General features: G+C 52.2%; 22 protein-coding genes and 1 pseudogene. 16 read left to right on the forward strand and 7 right to left on the reverse strand.

Annotated features, from left to right (window positions below):
• The first annotated feature begins 38 nt into the window (after positions 1-38).
• Positions 39-446, forward strand: coding sequence for a c-type cytochrome (locus AC2FH6_RS18865; protein ID WP_496703924.1), 408 nt, complete (start codon positions 39-41; stop codon positions 444-446).
• A 70-nt stretch (positions 447-516) separates the two neighbouring features.
• On the opposite strand, the gene AC2FH6_RS18870 is transcribed toward AC2FH6_RS18865, so the two are convergent.
• On the reverse strand, positions 517-1,479 hold the full coding sequence (locus tag AC2FH6_RS18870; protein WP_496703925.1) for a catalase: 963 nt from the start codon (positions 1,477-1,479) through the stop codon (positions 517-519).
• Between the two features lie 117 nt (positions 1,480-1,596).
• Here AC2FH6_RS18870 and AC2FH6_RS18875 point away from each other — a divergent pair, with 117 nt between their 5' ends.
• Positions 1,597-2,049 carry a MarR family winged helix-turn-helix transcriptional regulator gene (locus AC2FH6_RS18875; protein WP_496703926.1) on the forward strand — a complete coding sequence of 151 codons (453 nt, stop codon included), beginning with the start codon at positions 1,597-1,599 and terminating at the stop codon, positions 2,047-2,049.
• A 43-nt stretch (positions 2,050-2,092) separates the two neighbouring features.
• Here the strand turns inward: AC2FH6_RS18875 and AC2FH6_RS18880 are convergent, their stop codons facing one another.
• Positions 2,093-2,548: a MarR family winged helix-turn-helix transcriptional regulator gene (locus AC2FH6_RS18880; protein WP_496703927.1), complete on the reverse strand. Its 456-nt coding sequence runs from the start codon at positions 2,546-2,548 to the stop codon at positions 2,093-2,095.
• 165 nt (positions 2,549-2,713) lie between these two features.
• Between AC2FH6_RS18880 and AC2FH6_RS18885 the strand changes: the two genes are divergently transcribed.
• The gene (locus AC2FH6_RS18885) at positions 2,714-3,610 is read left to right on the forward strand and encodes a catalase (protein WP_496703928.1); all 897 of its coding nucleotides are present in this window, start codon (positions 2,714-2,716) and stop codon (positions 3,608-3,610) included.
• Positions 3,611-3,732: 122 nt separating this feature from the next.
• A complete protein-coding gene (hemA, locus tag AC2FH6_RS18890; RefSeq protein ID WP_496703929.1) occupies positions 3,733-4,950 on the forward strand; it encodes a 5-aminolevulinate synthase in 1,218 nt (405 codons plus the stop codon).
• A gap of 70 nt (positions 4,951-5,020) precedes the next feature.
• Here hemA and AC2FH6_RS18895 read toward each other — a convergent pair whose 3' ends face one another.
• Positions 5,021-5,422 (reverse strand): group III truncated hemoglobin, encoded by a 402-nt coding sequence (locus tag AC2FH6_RS18895; protein WP_496703930.1) that lies wholly within the window; start codon positions 5,420-5,422, stop codon positions 5,021-5,023.
• A gap of 138 nt (positions 5,423-5,560) precedes the next feature.
• Between AC2FH6_RS18895 and AC2FH6_RS18900 the strand changes: the two genes are divergently transcribed.
• From AC2FH6_RS18900 to AC2FH6_RS18945, 10 genes and pseudogenes are all read left to right on the forward strand, one after another.
• Positions 5,561-6,013, forward strand: a complete 453-nt coding sequence (locus tag AC2FH6_RS18900; protein WP_496703931.1) for a group III truncated hemoglobin — start codon at positions 5,561-5,563, stop codon at positions 6,011-6,013.
• Positions 6,003-6,455 (forward strand): hypothetical protein, encoded by a 453-nt coding sequence (locus AC2FH6_RS18905; protein WP_496703932.1) that lies wholly within the window; start codon positions 6,003-6,005, stop codon positions 6,453-6,455. Before AC2FH6_RS18900 ends, AC2FH6_RS18905 begins: the two co-directional genes overlap by 11 nt.
• A 71-nt stretch (positions 6,456-6,526) precedes the next feature.
• Positions 6,527-7,216: a DUF2189 domain-containing protein gene (locus AC2FH6_RS18910; protein ID WP_496703933.1), complete on the forward strand. Its 690-nt coding sequence runs from the start codon at positions 6,527-6,529 to the stop codon at positions 7,214-7,216.
• A 4-nt stretch (positions 7,217-7,220) separates the two neighbouring features.
• Positions 7,221-7,523: a TehB family protein gene (locus AC2FH6_RS18915; RefSeq protein WP_496703934.1), complete on the forward strand. Its 303-nt coding sequence runs from the start codon at positions 7,221-7,223 to the stop codon at positions 7,521-7,523.
• Positions 7,520-9,145: a cytochrome-c oxidase, cbb3-type subunit I gene (gene ccoN, locus AC2FH6_RS18920; protein ID WP_496703935.1), complete on the forward strand. Its 1,626-nt coding sequence runs from the start codon at positions 7,520-7,522 to the stop codon at positions 9,143-9,145. The genes AC2FH6_RS18915 and ccoN overlap by 4 nt, the downstream gene beginning before the upstream one ends.
• Positions 9,146-9,149: 4 nt before the next feature.
• Positions 9,150-9,881: a cytochrome-c oxidase, cbb3-type subunit II gene (ccoO, locus tag AC2FH6_RS18925; protein ID WP_496703936.1), complete on the forward strand. Its 732-nt coding sequence runs from the start codon at positions 9,150-9,152 to the stop codon at positions 9,879-9,881.
• The gene (locus AC2FH6_RS18930) at positions 9,878-10,039 is read left to right on the forward strand and encodes a cbb3-type cytochrome c oxidase subunit 3 (protein WP_496703937.1); all 162 of its coding nucleotides are present in this window, start codon (positions 9,878-9,880) and stop codon (positions 10,037-10,039) included. The genes ccoO and AC2FH6_RS18930 overlap by 4 nt, the downstream gene beginning before the upstream one ends.
• Positions 10,036-10,908 (forward strand): cytochrome-c oxidase, cbb3-type subunit III, encoded by an 873-nt coding sequence (gene ccoP, locus AC2FH6_RS18935; RefSeq protein WP_496703938.1) that lies wholly within the window; start codon positions 10,036-10,038, stop codon positions 10,906-10,908. Before AC2FH6_RS18930 ends, ccoP begins: the two co-directional genes overlap by 4 nt.
• The gene (locus AC2FH6_RS18940; RefSeq protein ID WP_496703939.1) at positions 10,892-11,059 is read left to right on the forward strand and encodes a hypothetical protein; all 168 of its coding nucleotides are present in this window, start codon (positions 10,892-10,894) and stop codon (positions 11,057-11,059) included. Before ccoP ends, AC2FH6_RS18940 begins: the two co-directional genes overlap by 17 nt.
• 272 nt (positions 11,060-11,331) lie before the next feature.
• Positions 11,332-11,448, forward strand: a pseudogene (locus AC2FH6_RS18945) (alanine dehydrogenase); the annotation flags it as partial.
• 212 nt (positions 11,449-11,660) lie between these two features.
• Here the strand turns inward: AC2FH6_RS18945 and AC2FH6_RS18950 are convergent.
• A complete protein-coding gene (locus tag AC2FH6_RS18950) occupies positions 11,661-12,122 on the reverse strand; it encodes an Lrp/AsnC family transcriptional regulator (RefSeq protein ID WP_496703940.1) in 462 nt (153 codons plus the stop codon).
• A gap of 127 nt (positions 12,123-12,249) precedes the next feature.
• Between AC2FH6_RS18950 and putA the strand changes: the two genes are divergently transcribed.
• Positions 12,250-15,723 carry a bifunctional proline dehydrogenase/L-glutamate gamma-semialdehyde dehydrogenase PutA gene (putA, locus tag AC2FH6_RS18955; RefSeq protein ID WP_496703941.1) on the forward strand — a complete coding sequence of 1,158 codons (3,474 nt, stop codon included), beginning with the start codon at positions 12,250-12,252 and terminating at the stop codon, positions 15,721-15,723.
• 10 nt (positions 15,724-15,733) lie between these two features.
• The gene (locus AC2FH6_RS18960) at positions 15,734-17,161 is read left to right on the forward strand and encodes a Glu/Leu/Phe/Val family dehydrogenase (RefSeq protein WP_496703942.1); all 1,428 of its coding nucleotides are present in this window, start codon (positions 15,734-15,736) and stop codon (positions 17,159-17,161) included.
• Positions 17,162-17,496: 335 nt separating this feature from the next.
• On the opposite strand, the gene AC2FH6_RS18965 is transcribed toward AC2FH6_RS18960, so the two are convergent.
• The 3 genes from AC2FH6_RS18965 to AC2FH6_RS18975 all read right to left on the reverse strand — a co-directional run bounded on the left by AC2FH6_RS18965 (position 17,497) and on the right by AC2FH6_RS18975 (position 20,752).
• Positions 17,497-18,450 carry an autoinducer binding domain-containing protein gene (locus tag AC2FH6_RS18965; RefSeq protein ID WP_496703943.1) on the reverse strand — a complete coding sequence of 318 codons (954 nt, stop codon included), beginning with the start codon at positions 18,448-18,450 and terminating at the stop codon, positions 17,497-17,499.
• Positions 18,451-18,638: 188 nt separating this feature from the next.
• Positions 18,639-19,928, reverse strand: coding sequence for a helix-turn-helix domain-containing protein (locus AC2FH6_RS18970; protein ID WP_496703944.1), 1,290 nt, complete (start codon positions 19,926-19,928; stop codon positions 18,639-18,641).
• A 365-nt stretch (positions 19,929-20,293) separates the two neighbouring features.
• Complete coding sequence (locus tag AC2FH6_RS18975) at positions 20,294-20,752, reverse strand: hypothetical protein (protein WP_496703945.1); 459 nt, start codon at positions 20,750-20,752, stop codon at positions 20,294-20,296.
• Positions 20,753-20,926 lie beyond the last annotated feature (174 nt).

Raw genomic sequence — 20,926 nt, forward strand, 5'->3', positions numbered from 1 at the left:
CAAACAGGTAAACAATATACCATAATAGGAGATCTAATATGAATCGTTACTGGTCAACAAAACTTTCCGGGCCACTTGCAGCTGTTTCGTTTATCGTGACTTTGTCTCAACCGGTACTGGCGCAAGACATTGAAGCTGGGGAGAAGGTCTTCAAAAAATGTAAAGCCTGTCACGCGGTCGGCGAGGGGGCCAAAAACAAAGTCGGACCCGAATTAAACGGCATTGTCGGAGATGCGGCAGGGCAGAGAGAGGGCTTCAAGTACTCGCCAGCAATGATGGAGGCCGCTGAGAATGGGTTGATTTGGGTTGATCAAAGCCTGGTGGCTTTTCTGACTAAGCCCAAGGAATTCCTTCCCAAGACAAAAATGAGCTTTCCGGGGCTGAAAAAGGAAGAAGATATTCTGAACCTAATCGCGTATCTGAAGACCTTCCCACCCGAGGGCTGATCGCGTCCATTTCATGATATGTTTGGAAACTGGCAGCTGGACTAAGTTCCAGCCGCCAGTATCTGATTCTTTACTTCTCGGACAGGCGTCGCCCGATTCCGGCCGCATAAATGCCTGCGCGGACCTGAAGCATGGGATCCTCTGAAGGCTCAAAGCCGTCGCTCAGCAGAGTCGGGTCAAAATTCATTTCATCACAGATTCCATCTTCTTCACGAACCGCCGATGTCACGACCAGCTTGGCTGCAATGATCTTCGGATTGTCGTCGTTCCAGCGGATAGCCGGATTGAGGATGTCGTCCCCTTCCTGAGCAAACGTAACCACCATATCCCACGCCACTTCACCCTTTTTGAGGTTGGCTTGCATATTTTCAAAGAAGAAGTTCTCCGTCGGTTCAAGTATCACGCCTTGATCGTTGGATGGTACAAATGCCCAGCGAATTGGCGTGCGCGTACCCACTTCGTCAATGAGATAGAAGCTGTTGATACTGTTGTAGGTCGATCCTTCATAGGGCACCAGCGTCTTGTCGCGCGCTGAATGGAATGCGGTATAGGTGGCCAACTCCGGATGGTTTTCTTTGAATTCGGCGACGGCTTCTTTGCCGATCCCTTTTACGCGGATGAGCTCGATAAAGGCGTCTGAAGAAGACACTGGAAAGAATGACTCGGTGTTCATGTTGATGATATGGTAGTCACCCTCTGGCGTTTCGATTTCAAAGGCAAGGCCGTAGTCTGCAAACTTATTATCCGGGGGGTTGCTTTTGCCGCCCTTGTGCGACACGCGCCCGTTGATTGTAGAGACCTGCGTGAAGATCGGACTGTTTGTGTATTTTAGAATTTCCTTATCCTGAGGCACAAATTGGCCGATTATGCAGTAGCCTTTGGTATGATTGCGACGTTTGCCTTCCGTGACACCAAAAGTTCCTTCAAAGATTGTCAGAACCCCGTCTGGGTTTTCGGACATAAGGTGGCCATCCGCCAATGCGGTCATGGGCAACAATGTAGCGCAAAGTGCAAGGGACGTGATCTTGATCATGGGTCAATCCTCAATATAGTTAGTACACTAACAGTTAATGTACATACACTTTGCAAACGTACAATCAAGCGTTATATCCAAGTAGCGTCAAGTTGCCGTTTTCGGGGGATACAAGATTTGAACGACCAGCCGACTAAATCACTGCCGGAAACGCTCAGGTTGGAAGAGCAGCTGTGTTTCGCAGTTCATTCCGCATCAAATGCGATTGATCAACTATATAGGCCGCAGCTGTCAGAACATGCTCTGACCTACAGCCAGTACATTGCGCTAATGGTATTGGCCGAGGAGAGCGGACTTTCCATAACCGAGTTGGCGCGCAGATTGGGTGTCAGCAAGGCCACTATGACACCTCTATTGCGTCGTCTAAACGACAAAGGCCTGATCACCAGGGAAGTGGAAGAAGGCAACGAGCGCCAAAAGGCTGTCGTGATAACAGATTTAGGGCGCAAGGCGTTGGCAGCGAGCTGTCACGTCACAGACAAAGTGTTCGCAGACACATCGCTATCGTTGGATGAGGCTGAAATGCTAATCAGGTTATGCAAGCAGGTCGTGAGGGCGGCAAAATCCTAATCACCTGGTAACCGCATGTGACACAGCCAATGCTCTCGCGCTCCTATGGTTCAGCTTCGCCTTGTCTGTAGCGCGTCAGGTTCTGGGACAGGTCGGTCAGTTCGGAAACGATGTTGTCCAGAACTCTAGGATCCAACCCTGACGCTTCGACGATACAGGACGTGATATCCTTGGCCACTGGCTTAATCGCCCGGCCAGAACCGGTGAGGTGTACAAAAACCTGCCTTTCATCCTGTTGCCCCCGGCGTCGCTCAACGTGCCCCATATTCTCGATGCGCTTCAATAACGGCGTTAGAGTGCTGGATTCCATGCCCAGCTGCGCCGCCAGTTCGCCTACGCTCTGCCCATCACGTTCCCAGAGCAATGTCAGCGTTATGTATTGTGGGTAGGTCAGACCCAGAGGCTTTAGCAATGGCGCATAGGTCCGGTTGATCGCATGCGTGGCCCCGTAAATAGCAAAACAAAACATATCACGGGCGTTTTCTGGGAGGTCCGACAAGTTTTCACCTTTGTGCGCTGCAATTAAATCGTGTGCGATACTTATCTATTGACAAGCAGTAGGTGTCAATAATATATAGTTAGTACATATAATCGTGCACGATCTTATGCCAATACTTGATCGCATGCACTCGCCACGCGAATAAAGCTACAGGAGATGACAACCGTGACCCAAGCTGCAACACTCATCGACGCACTCAACGGGACGTTTGGGCGCCACAAGGGCTTCCGCGCTTCACATGCTAAGGGTATTGCTGTGAAGGGACGTTTTATTCCATCCGAAGATGCTCATGAAGCGGATATCCCTCTGCTCGTATCGGAACAGCCTGTATCAGCCCGGTTCTCAATCGGAGGCGGCAAGCCAGGTATCAGCGACAAAAGCCCTACTGTTCGTGGTATTGGACTTACGATAGGCGAGCAGGATGATCGGTGGTCGATGGCACTGATCTCGGCACCGGTGTTTTTCGCAAACTCGGCGGAGCAATTCCTAGCCTTTCTCGCGGCACGTGTTCCTGATCCAAACATCGGCGGGCCAAACCCCGAAAAGGTCGCGGCTTTCAACGCCGCAAACCCCAACACCATAGCGCATCAGGTCCATCTTAAGTCGACAGCACCCTGCCGCTGCTACTCGACCGAAGAGTATCATTCGGGTCATGCTTATTGCATCGCAACGACAAAGGGTGACCTATCCGCCCGCATCTACCTGGAACCCATCGCAGGACGTCAGGGTCTGTCCGAACATGAGCTGGCAGCGCAGTCAGACGACTTTCTACAGGACACATTAGCGCAAAAACTTGCCGCTGGAGCAGTCAGCTGGATGGTCAAACTGGTTGTCGCCAATTCGGGAGACACCCTTTCAGATCCAACCGTTCCATGGGAGGGCGCACACCGGGAAATCACTCTTGGCGAGCTGCGAATTGAAGCGCTGGACAACAGTGACCACGGTCAGGTCCAGGTATTCGATCCATCACTTCTGTCGAAGGGTGTTAGCGCCCCACAAGATGAGGTCTTCGCACTACGAAGCCCGGCGTACGCAGTCTCTTGGTCACGCCGCAACGACTAGCCTGCCAGGCAGTCGCTAGGCCGTCCCGCCACCAAAAACACTCACGGATCTGAGCGGGGCGGCCCCTCACAACAGCCACGACCCAATGCAAGCTTACCTTTCAAGCTCGGAGACCCCAGGACATGGATTTTGAAGCATTCTGCGCGGCGGAGCTGGAGACGTTGAAAAACGAGGACAACTATCGCTACTTTGCCGACCTTGAACGGAAGATGGGAGAGTTCCCCCAAGCCAAACGATACCTGCCTGACGGTGATGCCCGCGAAACAACCGTCTGGTGCTCAAACGACTACCTCGGCATGGGCCAGCATCCCGCTACCTTAGCAGCGATGCATGACGCCATTGAAAAGTGCGGGGCGGGGGCGGGCGGCACCCGCAACATCTCGGGCACAAATCATTTCCACGTTCTCCTCGAGCGCGAGTTGGCGGATTTGCATGCTAAGAAGGCTGCGCTGCTGATGACATCGGGTTACGTCGCCAATTGGTCCGCACTTGGCACGCTAGCAGCGCGGCTACCGAACTGCATCGTATATTCTGACAGCGACAATCATGCATCAATGATCGAGGGTATTCGCCATTCGCGTGCTGAAAAGCGAATATGGCAACATAATAACGTAGAGCATCTTGACAAGTTGTTGCGTGAGTCTGACCCCGATGTGCCGAAGCTTGTGGTCTTTGAATCCGTTTATTCGATGGATGGAGATATTTGCCCGCTGAACGAAGTTTTGGATGTTTGTGAACAGTACAGCGCTTTGTCGTACCTTGATGAAGTCCATGCAGTCGGGCTCTATGGGCCGCGCGGTGGTGGTATTGCCGAGCAGGAAGGCCAAATGGGCAGGGTTGATATTATCCAAGGCACGTTGGGTAAAGCATTTGGCGTAATGGGGGGGTATATTGCAGCAGCTGATACTGTTGTTGATTTCATCCGCTCTTTTGCCTCGGGTTTTATCTTCTCAACCGCCCTTCCCCCGGCACTTGCTGCGGGCGCGTGCGCATCAATACGGCACCTTAAAAACAGCCAATCCGAGCGTATGGCTCAACGTCGGCAAGTTTCGAAGCTAAGAGCACACCTGGATGAGCTTGGCATTCCGCATCTGCACAATGACAGTCACATCGTGCCCATCATGATTGGTGATCCGAGAAAATGTAAATTCATCTCCGATTGTCTTCTAGAAGAATTCGGCATTTATGTTCAGCCGATCAACTATCCGACGGTTCCCAAAGGGTCTGAGCGTCTACGCATAACGCCCGGTCCAGTGCATTCCGATCACGATCTAGAGCGGCTCTGTTCTGCACTCAGCGAGCTCTGGTCTCGATGTGCCCTTTCGCGAGCTGTTGCATAAGGCGGCATGGGTCAGGCACCGTCTGAAACTGACGGTGGAGATAGCCAATCAGGAAAGCACGACATGGGTCTTAAAATTTTGGAACTTCGGAAGCTGTTCGATAGTGATCAGAGACACCATAACTCAGACCGTGCCCGTTTCGGTGGGCCAAGTTTGACCATGCCTCTGCCAATTCCGCCGGAAGCTGGTCATGAAGAACTGTGTCGAACAGATCCAACCAGATTGCGAAGTGCCCGCGCTCTACGTTCCCGGCAGCGAGGTGAACTTGCATTGGATTGCCGGAGTAGGACCTTTCGTACAGTAACGCGCTTGCCCAGAAGCTTGCGATCTTTGCTTCGTGTTCATCCCTGGACGATACGTGATCAACAAAAATCGGGCCAAGTACGTCATTGTGCCGAACATGCCCATAGAACTGTGCGACGACCTGTTCGATTTGTGTCCGTGACAGTCCGATCCTTGGTTGATCGCTCATGCTTGCTCCATCCAATTCAAACGATGCAAAGGGTTGATGCCGATTTTCGACTTGATCCGTTACGCGTAGTATTTATAATAGGTATTATAAATACCAAATATAAATCGTATGTGATCGGAAACCTCTGAGAGTTGTGCTATGCCTATTGAAACCAACACCGCCTCTTATGCTGAATTGAAAAGGCTGCAGTTACGACAGCGGGCAAATGGTTTTGGCGTGACCGAATTGTTTATTCACGTTGTGGTAGCGGCCTTTTACACAAAGGTCAGGAGGCATCCGGTCCTTCGGCCGATATTTGTGGAAAAACTGGGCAGCCATTGGCAGAACCATCTTGGGAAAATGGAAAGGTTCTGGTGCTCGGTTGCACTGAATGCTGGAACTTATTCTGGCAAGCCAGTGCAAGCCCAGGCGGTGCTTCCCGTAATTATGCCGCAACATTTTGGAATTTGGATAGAGCTGTTTGAGCAGACACTGGATCAACTCGCGCCAACTGAAGAAGCAAAGCATCATATGATGTTAAGGGTGCGACGCATGTCCAAAAACCTAGAGAACGCAATAGTAACCGGTAGGGTCGACGACAATGCAGCGTAGTCTAAGCATAGCGTTAGTTGCCACTGCTCTTGTTTGGGCCGGGGTATCCCTTGGCGGCAATTTGATAGCAGCCCCTGCTAAATTCAGCGTTGAAGGTCTGGCTTTGTCGGAACTACTGCAAGTTGGTCGAGCGCAATTTAGGTGGATTGGCTACGCCGAATTCCTGCTGACGGGAATCGCGTTTATTGTGGCATATTGCTCAAATTCATTTGCGCCAAAACTGATCTTTATCGCCATTTTGGCATTCGCAGTGCAGCGCGCTGTGATCATGCCGGAACTCTCTGAACAAACGGATTTGGTCATGAATGGGCAAATGGTAACGAGCCGTGTTTTGCACCTCGCGTTTGTCGGTGCAGAGTTAATAAAATGCGCGACCTTACTGGCGCTGGGTCTGTGGACTGCCTCTCGTTCTAACGCCTTTAAAGTACAGGTGGAGGCCTGAGGATGGATACGCCTGAAGTCCCAAATGAGTTTCAAAAAGCCCGGATCGTTGTTGAACCACCACATGAGGTCGTGCGCCGCTGGCTGACTTTGGCAGTAGCTGATTTCCGCGACCATCTTGGGGCGTCATTTTTCTACGGCGCTTGTCTGTTTGCCCTGGGTTGGATCCTACTGCTGGGGCTGTGGTTGTTCGACCTGGGGTGGATGATACTTCCTGCGCTGGCTGGTGGTATGCTGATAGGTCCGCTTGCGACGATCGGACTGTATCGGATCAGCAGTCGGGCGCAGGGCAGGGGAGATGATCGCGTCGCCTCACCTGGCCAAATATTTCTGGCCGGTACTATCCTTATGGTGTTTGCCTTGACATGGATAAGAGCAGCAACGCTGATTTTCGCTGTCTTCTTCGGTCTGGTTCCCTTTCCAGGTTTCGGCGAAACTATGAGAACCCTGTTTGCAACTCCTCAAGGCATCTCGACTGTTATTGTAGGCGGCATCATTGGAGGGCTGTTCGCGGCACTTGGGTTTGCGATTTCAGTTTTCTCCATCCCTATGTTGGTTAACAGAGAAATGGACTGCTTTTCGGCAATGGGTCTCAGTTTCAACGCCACGACTTACAATTTTAAGCTGATGATCTGCTGGGCGTTTGTCGTCTGTGTCGCAATCTTGATTGGATTGCTGACCGGCTTGGTGGGGCTGATCTTCATATTCCCAATCCTCGGTTATGCGACCTGGCATGCGTATTGCGATCTGTTTCAAGGATAATGTCATGAATCTCTCCCTGCCCAAAAACGTCGAGAAATATGCGCAGACAAAGGTCTTTACCCAGGAAACGGTTCCTGCCGCACTGTTGAAGGATCATAGTACCAAGCCCAAATCCTGGGGGTTGATCGTCGTATCTGAGGGTTCGCTTGATTACACGCGTATCCACCAGCAGCCCGAGCGGGTCGTAGAGGGCCAGACCGCCGTGATTGTCCCGCAAGAACTGCACAAAGTGAACCCTGTTGGAAAAATGAAGTTTCATGTCGAGTTTTATCGTGAGGTTTCGACCGTGCAGGAGACTGGGAAATGATCAGATCAGTGAGGTACTTTTCCCACGTTCCAAGTCTGCTAGCTGTCTCAGCAGTATTCATACTCGGTGTTGCGATCCTTGGTTGGGGGGTTCCGATCGGCTACGTTCTGCATGGATGGATCATTGCGATCACAGCAGGTTGGGGCCTTATTTATCTGATCAACAAGTTGTCGGACCCCGCTCCAGATATCCCGCTGGCTTATCAAGACGAGGTTATCAAATGGGGCGTTCTCGCTTGCTTTGCTTGGGGGTTGATTGGTTTTACAATCGGTGACGTGCTGGCATGGCAACTGGCGATCCCAGCACTGAATGGTGACATGTACTGGAGCAACTTTGGTCGCATCCGCCCGATCCATACCACAGCAGTTATCTTTGGGTTCGGCGGTAACGCATTGATTGCGACCTCGTTCTACGTTGTTCAGCGTACCTCACGCGCACGTTTGGCCAGTGAAACTTTCCCATGGTTCGTGTTTGGCGGGTATAATCTATTCGTTCTGCTTGCAGTGACCGGTTATCCGTTGGGCATCACCCAATCGCGCGAATATGCCGAGCCTGAATGGTATGCGGATTTGATCCTACTGGTCACATGGGTGGCCTATCTGTGGCTATATCTACGCACGCTTGCCCGCCGGGCAGAACCGCATATCTATGTTGCGAATTGGTATTATCTGGGCTTCATCGTTGTGATTGCGATGTTGCATATCGTCAACAATCTGGCGATACCCGTCTCGATCTCATACCCTAAAAGCTACTCGTTGTTTGCAGGTGTTCAGGATGCCATGACGCAATGGTGGTACGGTCACAACGCCGTAGGTTTTTTGCTGACTGCTGGCTTTCTGGGGATGATGTATTATTTTCTACCCAAGGCTGTCGGAAGGCCCATCTATTCATACCGCCTGTCGATCATTGGGTTCTGGGGTATTACGTTTCTCTATTTGTGGGCCGGATCTCATCACCTGCATTACACCGCTCTTCCAGACTGGGTGCAATATCTGGGCATGACAATGTCGATTATCCTACTGGTGCCCAGTTGGGGTTCGGTTTTCAACGGAATTCTCACACTGAACGGCGCTTGGGACAAAGTCCGTACTGACCCTGCCGTGCGATTCATGATGGTGGCGATCCTGTTTTATGGTCTCGCAACGTTCGAAGGGTCATTTCTGGCAATTCGACCGGTGAATACGCTTAGCCATTATACCGATTGGACAGTGGGGCACGTGCATGCCGGTGCGCTAGGATGGGTGGCATTTATCACCTTCGGAGCGATGTACAAAATGGTCCCCTGGGTCTGGCAACGCGAGGGCACCTATTCGTTGCGGCTGGAGGCCTGGCACTTCTGGCTCGCCCTATCCGGTACGTTGATTTACGTTGGCGCTATGTGGAACAGCGGCATCACGCAATCCCTGATGTGGCAGACTTACAATCCAAATGGCACCTTTGTTTATGCCTTCATAGACACTGTGGATGCGATGCATCCCTACTATGTGGCACGTGCGGTCGGTGGTTTCCTCTATCTGCTAGGTGCCTGCATCGGGGCCTACAATATTTACCGAACCGTTAGCGGTCCAAAAAAAGCAGAAACCAGCCCGGCCCAACGCCCGCTAATGCAGCCGGGAGAATAATAACATGAGCACACGCCATCAGAAACTAGAACGCAATTCCATTGGCTTTGCCATGGCGATCCTTTTCGTTGCTTCGTTGGGAGGGATTTTTGAAATCGCCCCGCTATTCACCATCGAAAACACGGTTGAAAAAGTTGACGGCATGCGACCATACACACCGCTGGAACTTGCGGGCCGGGACATCTATGTCCGCGAAGGTTGCTATGCCTGCCATAGCCAGATGATCCGGACTCTACAGTCAGACGTCGACCGTTACGGTCATTTCAGCCTTGCGGCAGAAAGCATGTACGACCACCCGCACCAATGGGGTTCCAAGCGAACTGGTCCAGATCTTGCGCGTGTCGGCGGCAAGTATTCCGACGACTGGCATGTCCTGCATATGGAAAATCCTCGAGAGGTGGTCGAAGGTTCAGTCATGCCTGGTTATGCATTTTTGTCGAACACCCGGCTTGCAACCGGGCATCTGTCCGCTTCACTAACCGCGCTGCAACGTACAGGCGTTCCCTACACGGATGAACAAATCGCCAACGCAGAAACAGACGCTAGAAATCAAGCCGATGTCGACGCCTATTTCGAAGATGACCTGAACGAGCGTTATGGCGGGCTGATTCAGGTCCGTGATTTCGACGGCCAACCGGATCGACTGACTGAGATGGACGCGCTTGTCGCTTATGTTCAGATGCTCGGTACTCTGGTCGATTTCGAAGCTGTGGACGTTGAGGAGATTGCTCGATGACACATGATGCGGTGCTTGTTTTCTCCAAGACCTGGGGGGCCATCTACCTGGCAGTTGTGTTTTTTGCGGCAGTGGTTTGGACTTATTGGCCTTCTCGAAAAGCCATGTATGACAAAGCGTCGGTTTCGCCACTATCCTCCGAGGAGATCGATAGATGACCTCAGAGTTAGACAAGAAAACCGGGCAGCACACTACTGGCCACGAGTGGGATGGTATCAAGGAACTGAACACCCCGGTACCACGGGCCATATCGATCTGGTTGTGGCTGAGTATCGCGGTCGCTGTGATACTGTGGCTCTTGTACCCGACATGGCCATCGATGAGCGGATATACAAAGGGTCTGCTTGGGTATTCTTCGCGCTCGGAAGTTTCTGCGAAGGTAGCGGAAGGACGATCGCTCAGGCGAGAAGCCTTTACCCTAGTTTCGCAAAGTGAATTGGCTGAATTGGTAGAAAACAGAAGGTTAAGGGATCGATATAGCGATACATTTGGTGTCCTTTATCGGGACAATTGTGCGGCCTGCCATGGGCGTGACCTGAAGGGTCAATACAGTTTCCCAGATCTCACAGATGGTCACTGGTTGTGGTCGGGAACTCCCGAGGAAATTGAATTCACAATTCAACACGGCATAAATCACACAAGCGATGAGACGCGGTACGCAGAAATGCTGGCGTTCGGGCGGGACGAGATGTTGCCATCCAACGAAATCGACGATGTCGTTGAATTTGTTCTGAACATCTCCGGGCAGGAGCATGATGCAGAAGCATCGGTACGTGGCACAGAGATTTTTGCGGATAATTGTGCGAGTTGTCATGGTGACAATGGCGCCGGAGGTTTGGAAATCGGTGCACCAAGTCTGACGGACCACGCCTGGATTTACGGCGGTTCCCGAGAGGCCCTACATGAAACGCTCGAATATGGGCGTGCAGGTGTGATGCCGGGATGGCAAAGCCGTCTGACGCCCGAAGAAATCAAAATGCTGACCCTCTATGTATTGTGGGCAGGTCAAGATGACCGACAGAACTGAAAAGGAGCCGAGGTTTCGGACTGCGATGTACATTTTGATCGCATGTCTGGCGCTAGCGTACTTTTCGATGAAAATCTGGCATATCTGGCTGGCTTTTGAAGCGTTTGAAGGTCAGGAACTGCATCAGGACACCAATGGGGCGGCCAAATGAATATGACGGCTCTCCCTATCAGGAACCAGTCCGATGGGTACAGACTTGGTTCATTGTTTGGTCCAAGGAAACATGTTCGCCAACAGTAGATCACGTTAAAGGATTGGGGTCAGTTCGGCTGCAAAATTTTTGAGTTGCTTGTTTGAGTTAGCTCTGAACGACATAATGTACGGAAAATCTTTCAAGCTGGCGCCTTACATGATCTCTTTCAAGCGGCGTTATTTTCAAAAACATGTTGTTCTGCAAACAGACTATTTCTACTAACGATATTCGGTCTACCGATTCTTAAGGCGATGAGTTAGGTTGCCGGCCGTATGTCCTTTCAGGTTGGCGCATCGGCTTTGGAGATATCTCACGGCGGTCGCGGCGTTTTATTGGGTGGTGTGCCTATGTCCGTCGTCAGAGTTTTTGGCACTAAGAGCGGCGTAAACTAAGGGAGGGTTTGGTTCATCTGGTTGATTTAATTATGCGGCGTGCATGCGGTGATGCAAGCGTCGCGCTTAGAGTGTCATTTCGCCCCGACCTACAAACGGAGCCTAGTTTTGAGTGCGCCGAAGTTGACATCGTTGCGTGTCGTCAAGACGGATGTATTGCGGTGGGCCTAGTAGGCGTTATCTTTGACAGCTTCCATTGAAATATGCGTCGAAGTGTTGCCGACAAACGGTAAGGAAGACACGGTTTCACCCAGAACCTTGCGATAGTTCTTCATATCTTTCGTTCGCACTTTCAGTAGGTAGTCAAATGCACCTGCAATCATGTGGCACATCTCAATCTCGGGCACATCGCGAACGGCATTATCAAACGCCTTTAGTGCAGGTTCAGTGGTATCTGTCAGTTTGACTTCTATGAAGGCCACTTGCTCGACCCCAAGCTCACGCGGGTTCAACACCGCGCGAAACCCTAGAATGACGCCATCCGCAATCAATCTTTTTAAACGCACCTGGCAGGGGCTTTTGGATAATCCGACTCTGTTGGCAAGCTCACTAACCGTTAACCGGCCATTTTTACTTAAGATTTTCAGAATCTCTATGTCGTGACGGTCAATTTTCCCTGAATTATCCACTTTTCAACCCTCTTAGTCTGCAAACTCTAGGAGATAAAACACTCTTACCCTGATTTTGCAAGAAATAAGGCACAAATACTGTTGAGTGGGCGGTATACAGAACATCACACCGCAAGGAGGGATGATCATGAGTAATTTGCCTGCAATTCGCGACGCGATCCGCGACGCGAACCTTCAAGACGACGCAAGAATCATTCAAGTCTTGCTGGACGAAGCCAACATATCCGCGGGCGAGAAAACAGGGGCGCATGTAAGAGCGGTTGAGCTGGTTCAATCCATTCGCTCCGATGACAATCCAGGCCTGATGGAAGTGTTTTTGGCCGAATATGGGCTATCTACGAATGAAGGCGTTGCATTGATGTGCCTGGCCGAGGCGCTGTTGCGGGTGCCAGATGCGGAGACCATCGATGCGCTCATCGAAGACAAAATAGCGCCTTCGGCTTGGGGAGAGCATCTCGGGAAATCAAACTCTTCTTTGGTGAATGCCTCGACATGGGCACTAATGCTCACAGGCAAAGTTTTGCAAGATGGAACCGGTGTCACCTCAGCGCTGAGGGGAGCGGTCAAACGATTGGGTGAACCTGTCATTCGTGTGGCCGTCGGTCGTGCCATGAAAGAAATGGGCGCGCAATTTGTGTTGGGCCAAACCATTCAAGAAGCAGTAAAGCGAGGGAAGAAGAAGGAAAGACAGGGCTATACCTATTCCTACGACATGTTGGGAGAGGCAGCGCTGACCGCAGGGGATGCGGAAGATTTCTTTACCTCTTATAAAAATGCGATCCAGGCTTTGTCGGGTGAATGCACATCCGCTGACATTCGCGAAAACCCTGGAATTTCCATCAAACTCTCTGCGCTGCACCCGCGTTATGAAGTCGGGCAGAAAGTGCGCGTGTTACAAGAGTTAGTCCCTCTGACTCTGGAGTTGGCGCAACAAGCCAAGTCGGCGGGCATGGGATTAAACATTGATGCTGAAGAAGCGGATCGTTTGGACCTGTCGCTCGACGTAATTGAAGCTGTCTTGCGTGATCCATCACTAGCGAATTGGGATGGTTTTGGCGTGGTGGTGCAAGCCTACGGTAAGCGTGCTGGAAAGGTGATTGACTGGCTAAACACATTGGCGACTGAACTTGATCGTAGAGTCATGGTCCGCCTGGTGAAGGGCGCATATTGGGATACAGAAATCAAACGTTGTCAGGTTGAAGGCCTGCAAGGTTTTCCTGTTTTCACCCGAAAAGTCGCCACCGATATTTCATATATTGCCTGTGCCAAAAAGCTACTGGGCATGACTGATAGAATTTATCCACAATTTGCCACTCATAATGCACACACCGTCGCGAGTATTTTGGAACTGGCGGATGATACCACTTGTTTTGAGTTTCAGCGCTTACATGGGATGGGCGGGTCCTTACATGATTTGGTGCTGTCACAACATGGCACACGCTGTCGGATTTATGCTCCGGTTGGTGCCCACCGTGACCTTTTGGCCTATCTAGTTCGCCGGCTGCTCGAAAACGGTGCCAACTCATCTTTTGTGAACCAGATTGTTGATGAGACAGTTCCAGCTGAAGTAGTGGCAGCAGATCCATTTGAAGAGTATTCCGCAGATGCCAAAAACGCGGCTGTGATCGAGCCCAAGGCGCTCTGGGGTGAAGAGCGTTTGAACTCCAGAGGTTGGGATTTGCACGATCTGGACGATATTGATGACATTGAAGCAGCCCGCTCGCCATTCCGTTCGCATATCTGGTCGACGGGCCCGATTATTGCAGGGGAAGTGAAAGGTGCCTCGACGCGCCAAGTGATCAACCCAGCTGATCACACCGATACGGTTGGTGAAGTCGTTCAATCTGCCCCTGAAGATGTAGAAATTGCGCTGGAAAGTGCGGCCAAATGGGATGCGCCAGCACAGAAACGCTCAGAAGTTCTGAACAAGACTGCAGACCTTTACGAAGAAAACTTTGGCGAGCTTTTTGCAGCTTTAACTCGAGAGGCTGGTAAGACTCCACTGGATGCTATCGCAGAGCTGCGCGAAGCAGTAGACTTCCTGCGGTACTACGCTGCCCGCGCCATTGAATTGACGCTGCCTGCTCGCGGTATCATCTCATGCATCTCACCGTGGAATTTCCCCTTGGCGATTTTCACGGGTCAAATCTCGGCCGCACTGGCGGCGGGCAATGCGGTCCTGGCAAAACCAGCGGATCCAACGGCAATTGTTGCCTCAATCGTCGTGCGCCTAATGATAGAAGCGGGCGTTCCGGCATCAAGTATTCAACTATTGCCGGGTCGTGGGTCGGTGGTCGGTGCGCGGCTGACTTCAGATGCGAGGGTCAGTGGGATCTGCTTCACCGGGTCGACAAACACTGCGATGACAATCAACAAGTCGATGGCAGAAGAAATTGCCCCTGCCGCGCCTTTGATCGCTGAAACAGGCGGGTTGAATGTCATGGTCGTGGACAGCACTGCGCTGCCGGAACAGGCAATCAAAGACATTGTCGCTTCGGCTTTCCAGTCTGCTGGGCAGCGTTGCTCGGCACTGCGGCTTCTATATGTGCAAGAAGATGTCGCGGCAACATTTGAGGCCATGCTCTATGGCGCGATGGATGAACTGGTGGTGGGCAATCCCTGGAATTACAGCACCGATGTTGGTCCAGTAATCAACGAGGGAGCCCAGATTGAGATCAACAATTACATTGCCGCAGCCCGTGCTGAAAGCAGCGTACTCAAACAGCTGGACGCCCCACGGGAAGGTACTTTCGTGCCCCCAACTGTTGTTCGCGTGAACGGCATTGCCGATCTGAGTAAAGAGATTTTTGGTCCGGTGTTGCACATTGCCACCTATCAGGCTTCCGAACTGGATGCAGTGATCGAGGCAGTCAATGCCTCAGGGTATGGTCTGACTTTTGGTATGCATACCCGCATTGATGACCGGGTCGAGCAGGCAACCTCACAGTTGAATGTGGGGAATATGTACATCAATCGAAACCAGATCGGGGCCATCGTTGGGTCTCAGCCTTTTGGCGGCGAAGGTCTTTCAGGCACCGGACCTAAAGCGGGTGGCCCGTCTTACGTTAAACGATTTGCCCAGCCAAAAGTTCGCAGCCTTGATGTTGGAGATGCTCCCGTCGCTAACCTTGCCGCTGTGCAAAAAGCCCTTGCAACAGCTCCAAGACCTGCGCGCACCCCACTCAACCGTCAAGAACTGCCGGGACCAACAGGTGAAAGCAACGTCTTATCGACCTATGGGCGGGGTGTGTTCCTATGCCTTGGGCCAACAGCTGAGGCCGCAGCAAAGCAGGCTAAAATGGCTCGGGAGAACGGATGCTCGGCGGTCATTGTGGCTCCTGGAGCGACAGGCTTAGGTGCAGCGGATGGCAGGCTTGATCCCGCTCAGTTGGCACAGTTGGTCGGGTTTGATGCTGTAGTGAGCTGGGCACCAGAAGATGACTTGCGCCAAATGCGTCGTGCATTGGTGAACAAAAAAGGTGCCCTCATTCCATTGATAAACGACGAGAATTTTGCAGACCGATGCCTGTTGGAGCGTCATATCTGTATCGATACCACTGCAGCCGGGGGCAATGCCTCACTGCTGGCACAGGCAAGTTAGGAAAAACCCAATGACTGAGACAGCGGCGAAAGCAAACTCGTTTCTGGAGAATGTAAATGCAATGTACGCTAAAGCGGAGGTTCTATGCGACCTTCCCGATGGCGTCTCGGAAAAGATCCGTGTGTGCAATTCGACCTTTGTAACCAGGTTTGGCGTACGCCTGCGTGGCAAGCTGTTTACGTTTGAAGGTTGGCGCTCTGTGCATTCCGATCACACAAACCCGTCCAAAGGGGGGCTACGGTTTTCGGCTGACGCCAATATGGATGAGGTCGAAGCGTTGGCCGCCCTGATGACCTATAAATGCGCATTGATGCGTCTGCCCTTTGGCGGCTCGAAGGGCGGATTGGCGGTCAATCCAAACGATTGGGATGAGGTCGAGATGGAAAAGATCACACGGCGTTTTGCCCAAGAGTTGATCAAGCATAACTTCCTCAGTCCAGCCATGAACGTTCCTGCTCCTGATATGGGAACCAATGAACTGAATATGATGTGGATCGCGGATGAATACCGCCGTCAGCGACCGCAAGATATCAATGGGCTTGGCTGCGTGACCGGCAAGCCCATTGGCGGCGGCGGTATCGAAGGTCGAACAGAGGCTACCGGGAGAGGTGTGATCTATGCCATCAAAGCATTTTTCAACTCGCAGCCAGATCGGGAGCGTGCCGGGTTTGCTAACGCTGAGTTGTCCGGACGTCCGGTTATTATTCAAGGGTTGGGCAACGTGGGCTACCACGCTGCGCTTTTCTTGTCAGAAGAAGAAGGCTGCCGCATTATAGGTGTAATTGAACGTGATGGAGCGGTGATCAATGAAGATGGTCTCGATATTCAGACGTTGAAAGCGCACATTACTGCAACCGGTGGGGTATTCGGATTTGAAGGGGGGAAGTTTGTTGAAGATGGAGCATCAGTTCTAAACCACAGCTGCGATATCCTGATCCCGGCTGCCAGTGAAGGCGTGATCACTTCTCATAATGCGCCGCACATAAAGGCACGGTTGATTGTTGAGGCTGCCAATGGCCCCACGACTTTTGCAGCAGATGAAATCCTGCGTGAACGTGGGGTCGAGATAATTCCCGACCTGTTCGCCAATGCTGGCGGTGTTGTAGTCAGTTACTTTGAGTGGGTCAAAAACCTGACGCATATCCCTTTCGGCCTGATGGAACGCCGTCACCACGCACAGGACCATCAGCTAATGGCCCGAACCATGGAACAAATGACTGGCATGGCATTCCCAGAAGAGCATTCTCGCGCGTTTCTCGCGGCCCGCCATGAGATTGATTTGGTGCGATCGGGGTTGGATGACGTAATGCAAACTGCCTTTGCAGAGATCTCGCGGCTTCGCAATGATGCAACGAATGGCGCACATGATTTCCGAACGGCAGCTTATGTGATGGCGATCAATGAAGTGGCGATGGCGTACAAGGCCAAAGGGCTCTGATGGCTTCAACGAATTTGGTGAGGATAGTTCGCGGGGCGGAGGCTGGAAGTTGCTTCTGTCCTCTGCTCATACGTTAGGGGCAGAAAGCGTCAGGGTTTTCAGTTTTTGACCACCCGTCGCGCGTCAGTGCCGCAAACGCAACGCCGCAATTTGGCTTCAAATTGCGGCGCCTGGATCAGCAAATTTTCCAAAAACGGCAAAGATCCTAAGCCCTTGAACTTTAAGGGTTACATTTAAGATTTGCGGCTACACGTACAGCCGATGATAAGGGAAATTATGTGAAGTCTGCACATCCTCACTTTCCAATAGCGCGAAGAGGGCACCGCCGACCGCGATCAAAGATATCTGATCCATAGGGCTTGATCGCCTGAGTCTCCGACCACTTCGGAAATTTCAGCTGGGTTTAGGCCAAATTCCACTACCAGATCCTCGGCCTGAGCCGATTGGAAGCTATCGAGACTTCGTACAATCCGGCCATCTTCGAATGCGATCAATTCGTGTGATCTGCCAGACCACCGGACGATCCCGCCGCAAAGCGTCCGGTGTTCCATATCAACCAGTTCTGCCACGGGATCGGCAAAGAAATCACTCCATTTGAGAAACCCCGTACTGACTGCACGCGCAACCGCTTGTTCGCTCGTCTGGCTCTTCAACTTGGTGGTGATCGAGGATATCAGCACATCCACCGTTCGGGAGGGCTTGCCCGTTTGGCTGGCAATGACAGACGGCACCAAACCCGACGCGAGCATTTTCAATACATCCAGCTCATCCCCAGACAGGGAGTCCGACGGGAAATTAAAAACGGTTTCGATGACGTCCAGCGCGAGCAGATGCAGAATTTGGGCTTCGTGGCGAAGGGCAGGGAGCATTCTCGTGATCAATGCCTCCCATTCGGGGCGAGGTGCATTGGATGTGACGGTAAACACACCACGCTCGCCAAAAGGATTGATGACCGGAATAGTCATGCCATTGCGACCAACGCCAAACCGTCTGGCAGCCTCAAAAAGCGCTGCATAGTCAATTTTGTTGTCGAATGCTGTCCAATCAATCGGAGCGATCATAGTGGCACCGAACCGAATGAGGGGATCGGCAAAGATCAGGTCGTTTTCGATATAGTGTCTGGTCCATTCAGCCGGAAACGTGGCGCAACCGTGAACGATGTTTTGCGACTTGTCGATATGGGCATAAGAAGCATTCTCAAATCCATACCTGCTGCAAATCTCCTGAAGGCGTGCCTCGCCGGTTTGCCTGAAATCCAGTTCAGAAGTGCCAATATCTGCAATTTTCATAGATCGTCTTTCTGTTCCGCGTTGGCGTCGAGGTCGCATAGCAACCTAAAGCTGAACAAACTACTCGGGAATTCCCGTAGCCAATCACAGATTTGAATACAGTTCTGTTCTGGAGACGGAAACAGAGCGGAAACCTGCCGATGAGGTACGTGAATTTGAGCATCGAGCGGTTCAAAAACCCGACACGGCTAAATTCGGTTCTTGTGGTCTTGCCGTTGCCCGTCTTCCTCCTCCCGGGCTCTTCGCGCCAGCAACCCTATGAAACTGGAAATCAGGTTCAGTTCACCTCGTTCATCGGCCTTAACCATGCCCCGGAGATATCCTCCCGGATTAACCACCGGTGGCAGTTTCGGGTCACTCAGCCTCGCATCCGTGATCACCCCAGCCAGGATTGCCCCCATGATGGTCAGACGATCAATCGCCGTAAGCCAGGCGGAGACATTGGTGCCAATCTCCGACAGCCGGGACCAAACACCGGTCTCAATTGCATAGAGGCTTGGACAGGAATTCTGCTCTCCACCGCCGGCGATATCGATGTGCATGCGCAACTCGGTTGATGCCAGTTCATATAGAACACGGTTATTCACCCGCGGTAGCTTTTGGGCCTTGCGCGGTTCAGTACCCGCCGGATGATTGCTTTCTAAGCAATGCGCAGGGCTGTGAGGCCCGGAGCCAGAACAAATTGGTTCCGAGGCTTCAGCCGCGGGCATTGTTGCTTCGCCATCGGCGTTACAGGACAAAATTTCTTCTTCAATTTGATCTTGTATATGGGACCCGATACCGGCTTCGGGCCCACCCGAAATTTCACCACGTTTAGCGACATGCCCTTCGATCCTTTTCCAAAGGTTGTGAGCTGCCTGAACATGTGCCCTGAGCTCATCCAACGACAGGTATTTAAGCTTGTCAGAACGTGGCCATGATCGAAATTCAACCATCATGCCCTCGACCTCTTCAGATGGGCAAGGGAGTGAATGAAGCACCGCCAGGCTGTGTTTAACATAACGGTAAAGCCGTGATCGATCCCCGCGCAACGCATCATGCTCTTTCTTCTCAGACCTATATTGCACCTCCGCGTCGAGCATCTCGGGAAAAAGGTTCAGGGCTGGGGTCAGGAAGAGACCAAGCCCCTTGCGCTTGCATCGCGCGCCATTTGCGCCAAGCCTACGTTCGATCAGGCCAAGCTTTTCTAGCTGGCGTTCGTGATTGTGAATTGTCCGATCTGTTAAGCCACGCCCGGCGATCAGCGTTTCCTGGCGCGCGTAGCAAAAGGGTTCCAGAGACGGGTCACGAAACGCGGAAGGAGCGATCATATCGATGATGATTTCGAAGGTGCGAATGCACTGGGCCGACACGCCTCTGATCTGGGCATAACTCACGCAGAGCTGCCGAAAACTGTCACGGTTCCAGCTCTCAGGAAGGCCGTTGTGGAAGCGCATTTTTTGGAGATTTCGGGCGGATGAGATGTGCCGAAAGCTCATGGTTTCGACCTCATTGAGCAGGGGCTGGGAAATTCACTGTCGCTTCTTGAAGTTGTGTTATCGGATTGGGTGAGATTTTTCATGGTGGGCTTCTCATTGTGGAAGCAAGGCGGGTCGAACCTCAGCGAAAGACAAAGAAATACCGTTCGCACAGGTGCGTTTATCCTTGTCAGAATTTTGGGAACTTCCTATAAATCAGGTGATCAAACGTGACTTAGGAAGATCCCCGCTGAGGCCCCGCCTTGCGGGGGTTTTTTGTTTTGGGATTGGGGGTTTCCTCTGGGCAAGACGGCCTGGTTTCCAACTGTGGCTGGCAAATTCACTGACATTTGCAGGCGAAACACGTCGTCCCGCTGATAAGCATGTCAGTACCGGATGAGTTCGTAATCGCTGAACCCAAATGTGTCGGTCCACTCGACACCAACGCCGCGGAAGTAGCTGGGAGGCTCACAGCGATTGCCAAGGGGCAGCCATGCTGGGATTGGCGCAGGAGCGCGATCTGACCAGTGAAAGCTCGCGTTGTCGTCATATGTGCCAACCACAAGATCAAGCGAGCGCTCGCAATCGCCCTCTCGCGAACGACGGCGATAGCTATAGTGGCGCACATCCCAAACTCTGATGGATCTGAAAACGTCGAAATCGGGTGAGGAAAGATCGACGCTGATCGGAGTAACCTGCGACGACGTAGTGCTTTGCCCGTAGACGGCTCGTGCAGCTTCCGAAGAAATTGAAACGTCCAATATCCTTGGCCCCAGAGCACTGTCAGATGGAAGCTCTGGAACAGGATTGGCACTATTGCGCTTGATGGCTTCCAACCTTTCCATAGGACTCACGCCTGAGGAGCTTTCTGACGCGTTCATCGGACAGCGCCACAGTTGGAGCGGGGGTTCGACCGGGTAGGGTGTGATGCGCCGAATGAACTCCGCCTTGGCTGCGACGCAGTCGGGCGAAGCGGGCCAGCCTCCGGCGAGGCAAAGGAATATGGCACAGTCAATTGG

This window comes from Ruegeria sp. CDSC045, from assembly GCF_059610725.1.